At 72.4% G+C, this 15,551-nt stretch carries 8 protein-coding genes and 1 pseudogene; 5 read left to right on the top strand and 4 right to left on the bottom strand.

Translation table 11 applies throughout. The features are described from left to right. The first annotated feature begins 89 nt into the window (after positions 1–89). The 3 genes from BLV72_RS08190 to BLV72_RS08180 all read left to right on the top strand — a co-directional run bounded on the left by BLV72_RS08190 (position 90) and on the right by BLV72_RS08180 (position 4,137). Positions 90–1,115 (top strand): endonuclease/exonuclease/phosphatase family protein, encoded by a 1,026-nt coding sequence (locus BLV72_RS08190; protein ID WP_093461265.1) that lies wholly within the window; start codon positions 90–92, stop codon positions 1,113–1,115. Positions 1,116–1,377: 262 nt separating this feature from the next. After that, entirely contained in the window at positions 1,378–2,583 is a 1,206-nt protein-coding gene (locus BLV72_RS08185; protein WP_093461264.1) for an MFS transporter, read from the top strand. Between the two features lie 738 nt (positions 2,584–3,321). Then, a complete protein-coding gene (locus BLV72_RS08180; protein ID WP_093461262.1) occupies positions 3,322–4,137 on the top strand; it encodes an alpha/beta fold hydrolase in 816 nt (271 codons plus the stop codon). Positions 4,138–4,188: 51 nt separating this feature from the next. On the opposite strand, the pseudogene BLV72_RS08175 reads toward BLV72_RS08180, so the two are convergent. Together BLV72_RS08175 and BLV72_RS08170 are read right to left on the bottom strand one after the other, a co-directional pair. Next, positions 4,189–5,942 (bottom strand): annotated as a pseudogene (locus BLV72_RS08175) (NAD+ synthase). 199 nt (positions 5,943–6,141) lie between these two features. Then, the gene (locus tag BLV72_RS08170; protein WP_093461261.1) at positions 6,142–7,785 is read right to left on the bottom strand and encodes a multicopper oxidase family protein; all 1,644 of its coding nucleotides are present in this window, start codon (positions 7,783–7,785) and stop codon (positions 6,142–6,144) included. A 506-nt stretch (positions 7,786–8,291) separates the two neighbouring features. On the opposite strand from BLV72_RS08170, the gene BLV72_RS08165 reads away from it, so the two are divergent. Both BLV72_RS08165 and BLV72_RS08160 read left to right on the top strand, forming a co-directional pair. Continuing rightward, positions 8,292–9,653, top strand: a complete 1,362-nt coding sequence (locus tag BLV72_RS08165) for a glutamine synthetase family protein (protein WP_078641050.1) — start codon at positions 8,292–8,294, stop codon at positions 9,651–9,653. Positions 9,654–9,819: 166 nt separating this feature from the next. Then, entirely contained in the window at positions 9,820–13,056 is a 3,237-nt protein-coding gene (locus BLV72_RS08160; RefSeq protein WP_093461259.1) for a bifunctional [glutamine synthetase] adenylyltransferase/[glutamine synthetase]-adenylyl-L-tyrosine phosphorylase, read from the top strand. Between the two features lie 191 nt (positions 13,057–13,247). Here the strand turns inward: BLV72_RS08160 and BLV72_RS08155 are convergent, their stop codons facing one another. Together BLV72_RS08155 and BLV72_RS08150 are read right to left on the bottom strand one after the other, a co-directional pair. Then, complete coding sequence (locus BLV72_RS08155) at positions 13,248–14,444, bottom strand: hypothetical protein (protein ID WP_093461258.1); 1,197 nt, start codon at positions 14,442–14,444, stop codon at positions 13,248–13,250. Beyond that, the gene (locus BLV72_RS08150; protein ID WP_093461257.1) at positions 14,441–15,544 is read right to left on the bottom strand and encodes a hypothetical protein; all 1,104 of its coding nucleotides are present in this window, start codon (positions 15,542–15,544) and stop codon (positions 14,441–14,443) included. The genes BLV72_RS08155 and BLV72_RS08150 overlap by 4 nt, the downstream gene beginning before the upstream one ends. Positions 15,545–15,551 lie beyond the last annotated feature (7 nt).

Below are 15,551 nucleotides of genomic sequence, written 5' to 3'. Positions count from 1 at the left end.
GAGACGCCCCCGGGGGCGTCCGGAAAAGCCCTGGTCATCACCTAGGGTCGTAGCCAAGGCGCGGCAGTTGAGGCAGTGAGGGACGACGAATGACGCAGGCGTACACGCAGGAGACGCGACAGCTCGGGGACGCGCCCGGGCGATCGGGTTCCCGGATCGGCCGCCTGCTCGACCGGTTCCGGGACGATCGCGGCATCTGGCGGCGCGGACTGGTGCTGGCGGCGATCGCGATCCTGCTCGCCCTGGTCATGATCTTCCACGCCGACATCCCCAACCGGGTGGGCAACCTCGGCTCCCTGCTGGAGACCTTCCTGCCGTGGCTGGGCCTGGCCCTTCCGGTGCTGCTGGTACTCGGCCTGGTGCGGCGGTCGGCGAGCGCCGTGCTCGCGCTGGTGCTGCCCGTCGCCGTCTGGCTGAACCTCTTCGGCGGGCTGATGTTCTCCGACAAGTCCGGCAGCGGCGGCGAGCTGACCGTCGTCACCCACAACGTCAACGCGGAGAACGCCGATCCGACGGGTACCGCCGAGGACGTGGCCGGATCGGGCGCCGATGTGGTGGCGCTGGAGGAGCTGACGGGCGATGCCGTGCCCACGTACGAGCGGGCCTTGGCGGGGACTTACCGTTACCACACCGTGCAGGGCACGGTGGGGCTGTGGAGCAAGTACCCGCTGTCCGGCACCAAGCCGGTGGACATCAAGCTGGGCTGGACGCGGGCGCTGCGCACGACGGTCGCCACACCGCGCGGTGAGGTGGGTGTCTATGTGGCCCATCTGCCCTCGGTACGGGTGAAGTTCAACGCGGGCTTCACCGCAGGGCAGCGCGACGCCAGCGCCGAGGCGCTGGGCCAGGCCATCTCCCGGGAACGGCTCCGCAAGGTGATCCTGCTCGGCGATCTGAACGGCACCATGAACGACCGGGCGCTGGCCCCCGTCACCGCGCAGATGCGGTCCGCCCAGGGCGCGGCGGGCGACGGCTTCGGCTTCAGCTGGCCCGCCTCGTTCCCGATGGCGCGGATCGACCAGATCATGGTGCGGGGCGTGGATCCGGTCGCGGCGTGGGCGCTGCCCAAGACCGGCAGCGATCACCTTCCGCTGGCGGCGTCGGTCGACTACTGAGCCGCGGCGCGGATGAGGCCCGGCGGGTGATGAGCCCCGGCGGGTGAGCCCCGTCGGACGGACCCCGGCGGGTGAGCCCCGTCGGATGAACCCCGGCGGGGTGGAGCCGGGCGGGGGTGACCCAGCTCACGGCCCATCCGGCGAGATCTTACGTCCTGTTCATCTGGGGGATCTCCTCGGGAACATCCGGCGTGAGAGACTTTGTTCAGCTAGAGAACATACGCATCCTCTGCACGTTTCTCCTTCGTTTGAAAGGTCTCTCATGCCCCTGGCCCTGCTCGCCCTTGCTGTGAGCGCCTTCGGCATTGGTACTACCGAGTTCGTGATGATGGGCTTGCTGCCCAATGTCGCCGGCGATCTGGACACCTCGGTGCCCACCGCCGGATACCTCGTCTCCGCCTATGCCATCGGGGTCGTGGTGGGCGCTCCGCTGCTGACCGCCCTCGGTTCCCGGATCCCGCGCAAGCGGATGCTCGTGTTGCTCATGGCGCTCTTCACGGTGGGCAACCTCGCCTCCGCCCTCGCCCCCAACTTCGGGCTGCTGATCGCGGGCCGGGTGCTCGCCGGGCTGCCGCACGGCGCGTTCTTCGGCGTCGGCGCGGTGGTCGCCTCGCGGCTGGTGTCCGAGGACCGGCGGGCCCGCGCGGTCGCCACCATGTTCCTCGGGCTGACCATCGCCAATATTGTCGGCGTCCCCGTGGCCACGCTGCTCGGCCAGAACCTCGGCTGGCGCGCGACCTTCCTGGTGGTCTCCGCGATCGGCGTGGTCGCCATGGCCGCGCTCGCCCGACTCGTCCCGCAGGTCTCCCATGAGCAGCACGGCGGCCTGCGCCAGGAACTCGGCGCGCTGCGCGACCGGCAGGTCATCCTGGGACTGCTCACCGCCGTCTTCGGCTTCGCCGGCGTCTTCGCCGTCTACAGCTACCTCGCCTCGATGATGACCGAGGTCACCGGGTTCGGTGAGTCGACGGTCACCCTGGTGCTGGCGCTGTTCGGCATCGGCATGACGCTGGGCGCCCTGATCGCCGGTCCGCTGACCGACCGGGCGCTGCGGCCGACGCTCTACGGCTCGCTGGCGGCGCTCGCGGTCACGCTCGTGGCCTTCGACTTCACGGTGCATGTGAAGTGGGCGGCGCTGGTGTCGGTCGTGGTGCTGGGCGCGGTCGGCTTCATGACGACCACCCCGCTGCAGATGCTGGTGATGAACAAGGCACAGCACGCCCCGACGCTGGCCTCCGCCTCCAACCACTCCGCGTTCAACCTGGCCAACGCCGGTGGCGCGTGGCTGGGCGGCGTCGCCATCGCGGCGGGCTGGGGCTGGACCTCCCCGACGCTGGTCGGCGCGGTGCTCGCGGTGATCGGTCTCGCGATCGCGCTGATCGCGGGGCGGACCGATCGGGCTCCGGTGGGTGGCTCGCGGGTTGTCGCGAGCAGCGAGTCGATGCCGCACATGTCCGAGGTGCGCTGAGCTACGGGGGTCCGGCGGGGTCTGTCCCCTCCCCGCCCCTTCCCGAAACCGGGGCCCGCCCCCGGCCCCCACCGGGGCTCCGCCCCTGACCCCCGCCCGGGGCTCCGCCCCAGACCCCGCTCCTCAAGCGCCGGAGGGGTTGATTGGCTTTGCCGCGTGGCAGGAGATCCCTCCGGGGGCCCGGCTCCGGCCCCCGCCCGGGGGGCTGCCCAGGCCCCCCGGGGCCCGGCCTCAGACCCCAGCGGGGGCTCCGCCCCAGACGCCGGCCGGGGCTCCGCTCCTCAAGCGCCGGAGGGGCTGATTGGTTCCGCCGCGTGGCAGGGGCTTCTCCCCCGGGCCCACTCCGGCACCCGCCCGGGGCTCCGCCCAGGCCCACGCCCGGGGCCCGGCCCCCGGCGGCGGCCCCAGATTTCGGCGGGGCTCGGCCCCAGACCCCAGCCGGGGCCCCGCCCCAGACCCCAGCCGGGGCCCCGCCCCGGGGCCCCGCTCCTCAAGCGCCGGAGGGGCTGCATTAGCTCCGCGCCCCTTCCCGTTACCTGGGGCCGGCCCCTGGTAACGGGGGCTGGGGCGGAGCCCCGGTTTCGGGAAGGGGCGGGGAGGGGAGCAGCCCGCCGCAGGCGTCACGATCCGTCGCGCACCCCTAAGCGCTCCGCCCCGGATCCCGTCTCGCTTGACTTTGACACCGATGTGAGGCTTTAGCGTCCCGGTCATCAGCCGCGAGACGAAGGGCACCACCCGATGACCAGCACCTCACCCCTGGCCCGCATCGTCCGGGGCACCGGCCCCGGACTGCTGCTCGCCCACGGCGGCACCGGCTCCATCGACGGAAACTACGGCCCCATCCTGGACGGCCTCGCCGAGCGCTACCGCGTCGTCGGCCCCGACTACCCCGGCTCCGGCCGGACCCCGCGCGCGAGCGGGCCGCTGGAGCTGGACACCCTCGCCGACCAGCTGGTGGCCGCCGCCGTCGAGCAGGGGCTGGACACCTTCGCCATCGCCGGATACTCGCTCGGCGGCCCGGTCGCCCTGCGTGCCGCCACCCGCCATCCGGAGCGGGTCACCGCCCTGGTCCTGACCGCGACCTTCGCCCACCCCAGCGCCCGGATGCGGCTCCTGGTCGAGGACTGGCTGCGCCATCTGCGCTCGGACGACCAGGTGGCGGCCGCCCGCTGGGCGGCGCTCATCGGCGCGGGCGCGCCCTATCTGGACCGGATGACGCCCGAGCGGCTCGCCATGATGATCGAGGGTGCCCGCGCCTCCGTACCGCCCGGTGCGATCGACCAGGTCGAACTGGTCGGCCGGGTCGACGTCCGCGAGGACCTGGGCCTGATCCGGGTGCCCACCCTGGTGATCTCCACGACCCTGGACGCGATGGCGACCCCGTACCACCACCGCCAGGTCGCGGACGCGATCCCCGGTGCGCGCTTCGCGGAGTTGGAGTCCGGCCACCTGCCGTTCGTGGAGGCGCCGGATGAGTGGCTGGGGCTGATCAGGACGTTCCTGGACGTCCAGTACGACCAGGCGCAGCCCACAGCCCAGTACAAGCAGGTGTAGCCCATGGCGCCGTACGACCAGGCCCAAGCCCACAGGGCCCCGCCCACCGGCTCAGGTGCGCTCGCGCCAGCGGTTGGTGATGGGCAGCCGGCGGTCCTTGCCGAAGCCCTTCGCGGAGATCTTCGTGCCCGGCGGGTACTGTCGGCGCTTGTACTCGGCGGTGTCCACGAGCCGCAGGATCCGGGTCACCAGCGGGTCGTCGTACCCCGCCGCCACGATGTCCTGACGCCCCTGGTCGCGGTCGACGTACAGCTCCAGGATCCGGTCGAGGATCTCGTAGTCGGGGAGCGAGTCGGTGTCGACCTGGCCGGGGCGCAGCTCGGCGCTCGGCGGCTTGGTGATCGAGTTCTCTGGGATGGGCGGGGTCTGGCCCCGCTCTTCCGCCGCGCGGTTACGCCATTTCGCCAGACGGAAGATGGACGTCTTGTAGACGTCCTTGATCGGGCCGTACGCGCCGACCGAGTCCCCGTAGAGCGTGGAGTAGCCGCAGGCCAGCTCGGACTTGTTGCCCGGGGCGAGGACGATATGGCCCTCCTGGTTGGAGATCGCCATCAGCATCGTGCCGCGCAGCCGCGACTGCAGGTTCTCCTCGGCCAGCCCGGTGAGCTGCAGGGAGCCCATATAGGCGTCGAACATCGGGGCGATCGGGACCGTGCGGAAGTTGAGCCCGGTGCGCCGCGCCAGCTCGGTGGCGTCGTCGACGGAGTGTTCGGAGGAGTAGCGCGAGGGCATCGCGACGCCGTACACGTTCTGCGCGCCGACCGCGTCACAGGCGATGGCGGCCACCAGCGCGGAGTCGATCCCGCCGGAGAGCCCGATCAGCACACTGCGGAAGCCGTTCTTCGCCGCATACGCCCGCAGCCCCACGACCAGCGCCGTGTAGACCTCCTCGTCGTCGCCGAGCCGCTCGGCCTCGCCGCCCGCGAGCTCCGGCTCGTAGCGGGGCAGCGGGTCGGCGGAGAGGGTGACATGGTCGATGCGCAGCCCGTCGTCCACGACCCCCTCTGGGACGGAGTCCGGGTCGGCGGCGGGCAGCTCGAGGTCGAGCAGCACACAGCCCTCGGCGAACTGCGGGGCGCGCGCGATGACTTCGCCGTCCCGGTCCACGACGATCGAGTCGCCGTCGAAGACCAGCTCGTCCTGGCCGCCGATCATCGCCAGATACGCGGTGGTGCAGCCCGCCTCCTGGGCCCGCTTGCGCACCAGGTCCAGCCGGGTGTCGTCCTTCTCCCGCTCATACGGCGAGGCGTTGATCGACAGCAGCAGCCCGGCCCCGCCGAACAGCTCGCCGGCACCCGGCCGCCGTCCTGCCACAGGTCCTCGCAGATGGCGAGCGCGACGTCGATGCCGTGGACGCGCACCATGGGCAGGGTGTCGCCGGGCACGAAGTAGCGGAACTCGTCGAAGACGCCGTAGTTCGGCAGATGGTGCTTGGCGAAGGTCAGGGCGACCGTGCCGCGGTGCAGCACGGCGCCCGCGTTCTGCGGTGAGCCGGCCGGCTGGCCGTAGCGCCGGGCGCGCTCGCTGCGGTCGAGATAGCCGACGACCACCGGCAGCTCGCCCAGCCCCTCGGCGTTGAGCCGCTCGGCGAGCGCGTGCAGGGCCGCACGCGACGCCTCGACGAAGGACGAGCGCAGCGCCAGGTCCTCGACGGGGTAGCCGGTCAGCACCATCTCGGGGAACGCCACCAGATGGGCGCCCTGCTCGGCGGAGTGCCGGGTCCAGTGGAGTATCGACTCGGTATTGCCGTCGAGGTCTCCGACGGTCGAGTCGATCTGGTTCAGAGCGAGGCGAAGTTGAGGCACGCGCCCAGTGTAATCGTCTGTCTGACGCGATAGCCGGGGGTGTCTGCCTTCTCACGCATGCGGCCTTCTCGCGCACCGCCGGCCTTCTCACGCCGGCAGTCTTCTCACGCCGGCAGTCTTCTCATGCGGCCCGCCGCGCCCGGGCGGATTCCGCCCGGCCCCTTCGCCTCCGGGGGCCGGGCCGTCCCGGACGCTGCGGCTACTTCTGGTAGCCGAGGATGGTCATCATCCCGGACTCCGAGTGGTAGACGTTGTGGCAGTGGACCATCCACAGCCCCGGATTGTCGGCGTCGAGATCCACGTTCACCTTGTGGTGCGGCCGCAGGATCGTGGTGTCCTTACGGGGGCCACCGTCCGGCAGCCCGAAGGTGTGGCCGTGCAGATGCATCGGATGCCACATGTCGGTGCCGTTGATGAAGGAGATCCGCACCCGCTCACCGGCCCGCACCGGATAGCGCTGCGCGGGGTCGTACGGGCGGCCGTTGATCGCCCAGTCGTAGCGCCGCATCGAGCCGGTGAGCCGCATCCGGATGATGCGGTCGGGCTCCTTGGGCGTCAGGCGTACGTCCTCCGCCGCCTTCAGCCGGTCCGCGGTGAGCAGCTCGCCGTCCAGCTCCTTGGGGCGTGGGAACTTCACCGGGCTCTTGCCGCGGGTGCGCAGCACCGCCATCGCGGAGCGCCCCTTGCCCTCGGCGAGGACGGCGAGCGGGAAGATCCCGTCCTTGACGGTCACCAGCACGTCGTAGCGCTCGCCCATGCCCAGCAGCAGCGCGTCCGTCTTGGCCGGTACGACGGGGTAGCCGTCGGTGTGGGTGACGGTCATCCGGTGGCCGCCGAGGGCGACGCGGAAGGCGGTGTCGCCGCCCGCGTTGATGAGGCGGATGCGGATCCGGTCCCCGCGCTTGGCGCGGAAGACCTGCGGGGACTCCGGGCTGCGCCCGTTGACCAGGTAGTAGGGGTAGGTGACATCGCCCGCGTGGCCGCCCAGCAGCTCGCTCTCCATGGGCGCGGCGGGTGCGGCCTTCTTCGGCGCCGCGGGCCGGGCCGCGGCGCGCTTCGCGGCGCCCGCGGCCGTGCCTTTGGCCGCGCCCTCGGCGGCTCGTTCGCCCTCGTCCCCCATGGAGTGGCCGCCCTTGCCGCCGCCCAGCCGCTCGAGCTCCGTGTCCGGGGTGCGGCCGCCCACTCCGTCGAGCCAGTCGTCGAGGACGACGACCCACTCCTTGTCGTACTTCAGCGGCTCCTTGGGATCCTCCACGATCAGCGGGGCGTACAGCCCCCGGTCGAGCTGGACGCCCGAGTGCGGATGGACCCAGTAGGTGCCCGGGTAGAACGCGGTGAAGCGGTAGTCGAAGGCGGCGCCGGTCTTGACCGGGCGCTGGGTCACCCCCGGGACGCCGTCCATGTCGTTGCGCAGCCGGATGCCGTGCCAGTGCAGGGTGGTGGGCTGCGGCAGGTTGTTGGCGAGGGTGAGGGCGATCGTGTCGCCCGCGGTCACCCGGATCTCCTGGCCCGGCACCTGGTCCTCGTACGCCCAGGACGCCACCTTGCGGGCGCCGATGTCCAGGGTGGTCGCGGTGGCGGTGAGCCGGAACGTCCGCACCGGGCCGGGGCCCCGCCGCTGCTCGGTCGCGGCGACCTCCGGGCCGTGGGGGGAGATGTACTCCGCCGGGGCGCCCTCCGCGGGCGCGCCGGCCCGGGCGGGGGCGCCCATCGCGTTGCTGTCCATACCGTCGTGGCCCGCGGCCCGGGGGTGGGGGCCGGGGGAGCCACAGGCCGCGAGCAGACCGCTGCCCGCGGCGGCGATGCCCGTGCCGAGCATGGCACGGCGAGTCTTTTCGTGCATGAGTCAGTACCCCAATGCTGATGTGTGCCGGATGCGTGAGGGGTGGCGCGTCCGCCGCCCCGCCGAAAGGGCGGGCGGCCGACGCGCCGCTCTATGCGACGCATCAGCGGTCGGCTGTGGGGTGAGGGGCTCAGGCCCTGCCCGGCGGATTTCCGCGGGCCGGCGTCAGTCGCTGATGTCACGGGCGCGAAGATCCACCGGACAGGGCCTTGGTGCACCGCCGCCTCCATTTGACCGTTCAGATCATCATCTGACCGTTTGATCATCGTGATAGTCGGCACCCTACCCCCAAGGGGTATGGAGCTCCCGCAGGCGCCACGGTGGGCACGGAACGTCCGGGGCCGGGACCGGCCGGGTGAAAGTACGATGCACACATCGTGGTGAGGCTGAGGGGAGACCGGAGAGTCCGGACGAAACCTCCGTGTAATCCCACCGCGTGATACTGGGCTGCGGAAGGTGCCCCGCGCCCGCGAAAAGAGCCGTTTGACCTGCAAGGATAGGGGACCATGGATAAGCAGCAGGAGTTCGTGCTCCGCACGCTCGAAGAGCGCGACATCCGGTTCGTGCGGCTCTGGTTCACCGATGTGCTCGGCTTCCTGAAGTCCGTGGCCGTCGCGCCGGCCGAACTCGAGGGCGCCTTCGACGAAGGCATCGGCTTCGACGGCTCCGCGATCGAGGGCTTCGCCCGCGTCTACGAATCCGACATGATCGCCAAGCCGGACCCCGGGACGTTCCAGATCCTGCCCTGGCGCGCCGAGGCCCCCGGGACCGCCCGGATGTTCTGCGACATCCTGATGCCGGACGGCTCACCGTCCTTCGCCGACCCCCGCTTCGTCCTCAAGCGCATCCTCGCCAAGACCTCCGACCTCGGGTTCACCTTCTACACCCACCCCGAGATCGAGTTCTTCCTGCTCAACCAGAAGCCGGTGGACGGCACCCGCCCGGTGCCCGCCGACTCCTCCGGCTACTTCGACCACACCCCGCAGAACATCGGCATGGACTTCCGCCGCCAGGCGATCACCATGCTCGAATCGATGGGCATCTCGGTCGAGTTCTCCCACCACGAGGGCGCCCCCGGCCAGCAGGAGATCGATCTGCGCTACGCCGACGCGCTCTCCACCGCCGACAACATCATGACCTTCCGCCTGGTCATGAAGCAGGTCGCGCTGGAGCAGGGCGTACAGGCCACGTTCATGCCCAAGCCGTTCTCCGAATTCCCCGGCTCGGGCATGCACACCCACCTCTCCCTCTTCGAGGGCGACCGCAACGCCTTCTACGAGTCCGGCTCCGAGTTCCAGCTCTCCAAGGTGGGCCGCTCCTTCATCGCGGGGCTGCTCCGCCACGCCGGGGAGATCTCCGCCGTGACCAACCAGTGGGTCAACTCCTACAAGCGCATCTGGGGCGGCTCCAAGCGCACCGCCGGCGCGGGCGGCGAGGCCCCCTCCTACATCTGCTGGGGCCACAACAACCGCTCCGCCCTCGTCCGCGTCCCCCTCTACAAGCCCGGCAAGACCGGCTCCACCCGCATCGAGGTCCGCTCCCTGGACACCGGCGCCAACCCCTACCTGGCCTACGCGGTGCTGCTCGCGGCCGGGCTCAAGGGCATCGAGGGCGGCTATGAACTCCCGGCCGGCGCCGACGACGACGTCTGGGCCCTCTCCGACGCCGAGCGCCGCTCGCTCGGCATCGAGCCGCTGCCACAGAACCTGGGCGAGGCGATCGACCTGATGGAGCGCAGCGAACTGGTCGCGGAGACGCTCGGGGAGCATGTCTTCGACTTCTTCCTGCGCAACAAGAAGCAGGAGTGGGAGGAGTACCGCTCCGAGGTGACCCCGTTCGAGCTGCGGAAGATGCTGCCGGTGCTGTAGCGGACGGGCGAGGGTGGGGCGCGGGCGCGCCCCACCCTCGTCGGCCTGACCCCGCCCGGACCTGCCGCTTCGCCCTCGGGGTCGCTTAGGCTCGTCAGCGGCGCCTTTGATCATCGGTTGCGGGTGGTCGAGCGGCGCGGAGTCGACCAGGGACGGGAGGCGGCGGATGTCCGTACCACAGGGACGCAGGAGCAGCAATGTCACCCGGCTGCTGCGGCACGGTTTCACCGACGCCTCGGTCGCCCAGCGGCTGCTGGACGCGCCCGAGCTGGCCTCGGTGCGCAGCGATTCGGTGCTGCTGGAGGCGCTCGGCGCGACCGCCGACCCGGATCTGGCGCTGCTCGGGCTCGTACGGCTCGTCGAGGCGCTGCCGGAGGACGAGGGGGAGGCGGGGGAGCCGAACGGCGGGCAGCGGGCCGGTTCGCGGCAGGCGCTGCTGGACACCCTCGTCACCGCCAAGCCGCTGCGCGACCGGCTGCTCGGGGTGCTCGGCGCCTCCGAGGCGCTGGGTGACCACCTCGCCCGCCATCCGGGGGACTGGCACGCCCTGGTGACCTATGAGTCGGCCGATCTGCATCCGGCCACCCCCGAGTTCGAGCGGGCCCTGGCCGAGGGGGTCTGGGGCGCGCCCGGGGCGGGGCTGCCCCGGCCCGACGCGTTGCGCGCCGCCTACCGCCGGGCGCTGCTGGCCATCGCGGCCCGCGATGTGTGCGGCACCATCGACATCACCCAGACGGCCGCGGAACTCGCCGACCTGGCGACCGCGACGCTGCGGGCCGCGCTGGAGATCGCGGCCGAGGAGGAGCCGCAGGACGCCGCCGCCTGCAAGCTGGCCGTGATCGGCATGGGCAAATGCGGCGGCCGCGAGCTCAATTACGTCTCCGATGTGGACGTGATCTTCGTGGCGGAGGCGGTCGAGGGGGTCCAGGAGGACGAGGCGGTGCGGGCCGCCACCCGGCTCGCCTCCCGGCTGATGCGGGTCTGCTCCGATGTCACCGTCGAGGGCACCATCTGGCCCGTGGACGCCAACCTCCGCCCCGAGGGGCGCAACGGCCCGCTGGTGCGGACCCTCTCCAGCCATCTGGCGTACTACCAGCGCTGGGCCAAGACCTGGGAGTTCCAGGCGCTGCTGAAGGCCCGGCCGATGGCGGGCGACGCCGGGCTCGGCCAGGCGTATGTGGACGCCCTGGCGCCGATGGTCTGGCAGGCCGTCGAGCGCGAGAACTTCATCCCCGATGTGCAGCAGATGCGCCGCCGGGTGGTCGAGAACATCCCCGTCTCCGAGGTCGACCGCGAGCTCAAGCTGGGCCCCGGGGGGCTGCGCGACGTCGAGTTCGCCGTCCAGCTCCTGCAGTTGGTGCACGGGCGGTCGGATGAGTCGCTGCGCAGCGGTACGACGCTGGACGCGCTCGCGGCCCTGGCCGCGGGCGGCTACGTGGGGCGCACCGACGCCGCCGCGCTGGACGCCGCGTACCGCTTTCTGCGCACCATGGAGCACCGCCTCCAGCTCTACCGGCTGCGCCGCACCCATCTGATGCCCGAGGGCGAGGCCGATCAGCGCCGCCTCGGCCGGTCGCTGGGGTTCCGCACCGAGCCGGTGACCGAACTGGGCACCGCCTGGCGGCGGCACGCCCGCGAAGTGCGGCGGCTGCACGAGAAGCTCTTCTACCGGCCGCTGCTGGACGCCGTCGCCCAGCTCCAGCCCGGCGAGATTAGGCTCAGCCCCAAGGCGGCCGGTCAGCGCCTCACCGCCCTGGGATACGCGGACCCGGCCGGTGCGCTCCGCCATCTGGAGGCGCTGGCCTCCGGTGTGACCCGAAAAGCGGCGATTCAGCGGACGTTGCTGCCGGTGCTGCTGGGCTGGTTCGCCGATTCCGCCGACCCGGATGCCGGGCTGCTGGGCTTCCGCAAGGTCTCGGACGCGCTCGGCAAGACGCCCTGGTACCTGCGGCTGCTGCGCGACGAGGGCGCCGCCGCCGAGAACCTGGCCCGGGTGCTCTCTGCCGGGCGGCTCGCCCCCGATCTGCTGCTGCGCGCCCCCGAGGCGGTCGCCCTGCTCGGCGACCCGGAGGGGCTGCGCCCGCGCGGCCGGGCCCATCTGGAGCAGGAGGTGCTGGCCGCCGTCGGCCGCGCCGACGGCGCCGAGCAGGCGGTCGCGGTGGCGCGCGGGGTGCGGCGGCGCGAGATGTTCCGTACGGCGGCCGCGGACGTCATCGAAAGCGCCCGGCTGGCCAACGGCGAGGTGCGCCCGACGGTGAGCTGGCCGCTGTCGGAGGAGCGGACGCCGGGCCGGGCCACGGGACCGACGGTGACGGCGCCCGCCCCCTCGCCGGCCAGGGCCCCCGAGGTCCCCAGCGCCCTGCGGGAATCCGAACCCCATATGCCGGCCCGGCCCGCCGGCCCCGCCGCCGAACCGCCCGTGGACGCCGCGGCGCTGATCGACATGGTCGGCGACGCCCTCTCCGATCTGAACGCCGCGACCCTCGCCGGCGCCCTGCGCGCCGCCGTCCGCGACACCTGGGGCGATGAGCTGCCCACCCGCTTCGCCGTCATCGGCCTGGGCCGCTTCGGCGGCCATGAGCTCAGCTACGGCTCCGACGCGGATGTGCTCTTCGTCCATGAGCCGCGCGAGGGGGCCGACGAACAGGAGGCCGCCCGCGCCGCCTTCGCCGTGGCCAACGAGATGCGCCGGCTGCTCCAGCTCCCCACCGCCGACCCGCCCCTGCTCATCGACGCCGATCTGCGCCCCGAGGGCAAGTCCGGGCCGCTGGTGCGCACGCTGGGCTCGTACGCCGCCTACTACCGCCGCTGGTCGCTGGTGTGGGAGAGCCAGGCGCTGCTGCGCGCCGAGCCGGTGGCCGGCGACCCCGGGCTTGGCCGGCGGTTCATCGAGTTGATCGATCCGCTGCGGTATCCGGCCGAGGGGCTGGGCGAGGACGCGATCCGCGAGATCCGGCGGCTCAAGGCCCGGATGGAGTCCGAGCGGCTGCCGCGCGGGGCCGACCCCACCACCCACGCCAAGCTGGGCCGGGGCGGTCTCAGCGATGTCGAGTGGACCGTCCAGCTCCTCCAGATGCGCCACGGCTGGGCCGAGCCGGGCCTGCGCACCACCCGCACCCGCGAGGCCCTGGCCGCCGCCCACGCCGCCGAGCTGATCTCCACCGAGGACGCCCAGACCCTGGACGAGGCATGGGTCCTCGCCAGCCGCGTCCGCAACGCCGTCATGCTGGTCCGCGGCCGCGCGGGCGACACCTTCCCCACGGACGTCCGCGAACTGGCCGCGGTGGGCCGCTACCTGGGCTACGGCCCCGGCCACGTCGGCGAGATGCTGGACGACTACCGCCGTATCACCCGCCGGGCGCGGGCGGTGGTGGAGCGGCTCTTCTACGACTACGAGAGCTGACCGAGGATCGGCGCCGACCGGGCACAGCCGGGCCCTGACCGGGGCTCCGCCCCGGACCCCGGTCCTCAATCGCCGGACGGGCTGAAACCAGCCCGTCCGGCGATTGAGGACATGCCCGAAGGGCGTACAGGGGGTCCGGGGCGGAGCTCCCGGAGCAGCCCGCCGCAGGCGTCAAGATCCGCCGGGCACCCCTAGCCGTCCGCGGGCAGGGTGACGCGCAGCGGGCCGCAGCCGATCCGGTCGGCCTCCGCGGCCACGTAGCGGGGGAGGATCGTACGGATGTCCCCGGGGTGGTCGCCGTTCTCCGCCCGGACCAGGAAGGTGACCTGACCGGTCTGGCACTCGGCCTGGAACAGCCCCATGTCGTCGCGGACGAAACCGTGTCCGTCCTGCTCACCGGCGCTCACCCGGTCCTTGGCGCCGTCCCGGGACAGTCCGTCGTAGAGCATCGCCAGCCGGGGGTCCTCGATGGTCATCAGCCGCAGCTGGGGGTGGCCGAAGAGCACATCGCGGTCGCAGGTGCGCACCGGGCCGTCGCCCTGGGTCAGTACGGTGCCGCCCCTCGCTCCGTGGTAGAACGCGGCCGGGAGCCGCAGCCCCTTGACGTCGCACATCGCGTCCTTCTTCTCGTCCAGGGCCCGCGGTGGCCCGGACATCCGGCGGACCGGGTCGGCGATCTCGCCCGTGCATCCCTTGTCGGCCATGTAGTGGTTGACCAGCTTGACCACGGCGCGGGCGAGCGCGTCGCGGGCCTCGGTGTCCACCTCGTCGTCGTAGACGGTCCAGCCGGTCTCCATGTCGATCACGGTGGGGCCGCCGTTGACGTCCAGCCCGCTCGGCCGGCCGATACAGCCGTCGGGCACCGCGAGCCAGGCCCGGGTGTCCGAGGCCATGCCCAGCAGCCCGTCGCCCAGCGGGGTGAGCCGCGCGGACAGGAACTCATCGGCCCACCGGTCGCCCGCGCCGCCGAACCCGGAGTCCAGCCGGTGCGTCTCGACCGTGATCCGCCGCCCGCGCGGCGACGTCAGACGGCATTCGCCCGAGGGGCCCTCGGTGCCGATGCGATCGGTGGAGATGGGCACCTCGGAGGTCTTGATGTCCCTCTTGCCGCCGAACAGCGCCGCCACATCGTCCTGACCGAACGCTCCCCAGCAGGCCCGGTCGTCCGCGAACGGACCCGCCTCGGCCCGCCAGGCCACCCCCGCGCCGCCGAGCAGCGCTCCCACGACGGCTCCGACCACGGCCATGATCACGCCCAGCCGGGGCCGGGAGCGGGCCACGCGCTGCCAGTGCCACACGGGGCGGCGCCGCTCGTGCAGCGGCACGTGGGTGCCGCTCTCGTTGGCTTCGTTGCTTTCGTCGTTCTCGTTGTTCTCGGAGTCGTTCATCGGCTGGAACTCCCAGGTGCGACGGGCGCGCAACCGACGCGTCGCGCCACGGCGTCGGCGAAGGCGGCGAAGTACGGAGTCGTCTCGTGCAGCGACGGGGCGAGCATCAGCACGGTGAGCGGGCGCCCCGCGCAGTCGGCCCGTACGACCTTGTAGTCGTCGGCGAAGACCCCCGTACCGCGCCAGCCGCGCGCCGGCGCCTTGCTGCCCGTGGCCCCGTCGAACAGCGCGGAGAGCCGCGGCTCGGCGACCATCAGGGCGTCGAAGTACCGGCCTTCGCCGTGCTCCGTCCGTACCGAACAGGACTGGAGATCCCGGGTGACCGCGCCGACCTGATACTCCAGGTCGCGGGCCTCCTTCTCGCCGAACTCCAGGCCCCTGATCCGGCAGGCGCGGGTGAAGAAGGACTCCTCCTCCTCGGGCAGGGTGGGCATCGGCGATACGGCATCGAGCGGCTTGGCCGGGGCGCAACCCGCCTTCTCCATCGCCCGGTTGGCGACCGTCACGAGCAGCCGGGCCACGGACTGGGAGCCGCCGAGCCCCGCACTGGCCGACATCGTGGAGTCGGGGTAGACCGACCGCGCCGTCGAGTCGAGCGTCACCGCGGTCGGCCGCCCGTCGCGGGTGTCGCACCCCGTGGGCAGCACCAGCAGCGCATGAGCGCCGTCGGTGGCGCCCGGCAGCCGGTCGGGCAGCGGCATCGCCCGGTCGCCGAGATATCCGCCGATCCACTCCATGCGCCGCGCGGCGTCCTCGGGCGCGGGGCCGTAGACGACCGTGACCTCGGTCTCCTCCGTGACCTTGTCGCCATCGCTGCTGTAGCGCTCGGAGTGGAGCGCCACGGTGCACCGCCCGCGCGGCCGCCGCGGCGTCGGCGCGGTCTCCTTGGACGTACGGCTCGCGTTGTCCTCGTCGAGGGCCTCGCCGCTCAGGAACTCCGGTCCGCTGTCCTCTTTCCAGGCGCCCCAGCAGTAGCTGTCTTTCCCATCGAACGGCCAGGTGTCCGTGGCCCAGGTCCCGACCCCGGCCGCCACCAGCACCACGACGGCGCCGCCGACCAGAGCCGCCCGGCGGCGTGCGCCGCCCAACAACTGTTTCATTGATGCC

Source organism: Streptomyces melanosporofaciens, assembly GCF_900105695.1.
In the GTDB taxonomy this organism is placed as follows: Bacteria; Actinomycetota; Actinomycetes; order Streptomycetales; family Streptomycetaceae; genus Streptomyces; species Streptomyces antimycoticus.
This window is presented reverse-complemented; position numbering and strand designations above follow the sequence as displayed.

What these genes read in the sequence shown, in the direction of transcription:
- BLV72_RS08190 (WP_093461265.1), top strand. Translation starts at nt 90, where the DNA reads ATGACGCAGGCGTACACGCAGGAGACGCGACAGCTCGGGGACGCGCCC.
- BLV72_RS08185 (WP_093461264.1), top strand. Translation starts at nt 1,378, where the DNA reads ATGCCCCTGGCCCTGCTCGCCCTTGCTGTGAGCGCCTTCGGCATTGGT.
- BLV72_RS08180 (WP_093461262.1), top strand. Translation starts at nt 3,322, where the DNA reads ATGACCAGCACCTCACCCCTGGCCCGCATCGTCCGGGGCACCGGCCCC.
- BLV72_RS08170 (WP_093461261.1), bottom strand. Translation starts at nt 7,785, where the DNA reads ATGCACGAAAAGACTCGCCGTGCCATGCTCGGCACGGGCATCGCCGCC.
- BLV72_RS08165 (WP_078641050.1), top strand. Translation starts at nt 8,292, where the DNA reads ATGGATAAGCAGCAGGAGTTCGTGCTCCGCACGCTCGAAGAGCGCGAC.
- BLV72_RS08160 (WP_093461259.1), top strand. Translation starts at nt 9,820, where the DNA reads ATGTCCGTACCACAGGGACGCAGGAGCAGCAATGTCACCCGGCTGCTG.
- BLV72_RS08155 (WP_093461258.1), bottom strand. Translation starts at nt 14,444, where the DNA reads ATGAACGACTCCGAGAACAACGAGAACGACGAAAGCAACGAAGCCAAC.
- BLV72_RS08150 (WP_093461257.1), bottom strand. Translation starts at nt 15,544, where the DNA reads ATGAAACAGTTGTTGGGCGGCGCACGCCGCCGGGCGGCTCTGGTCGGC.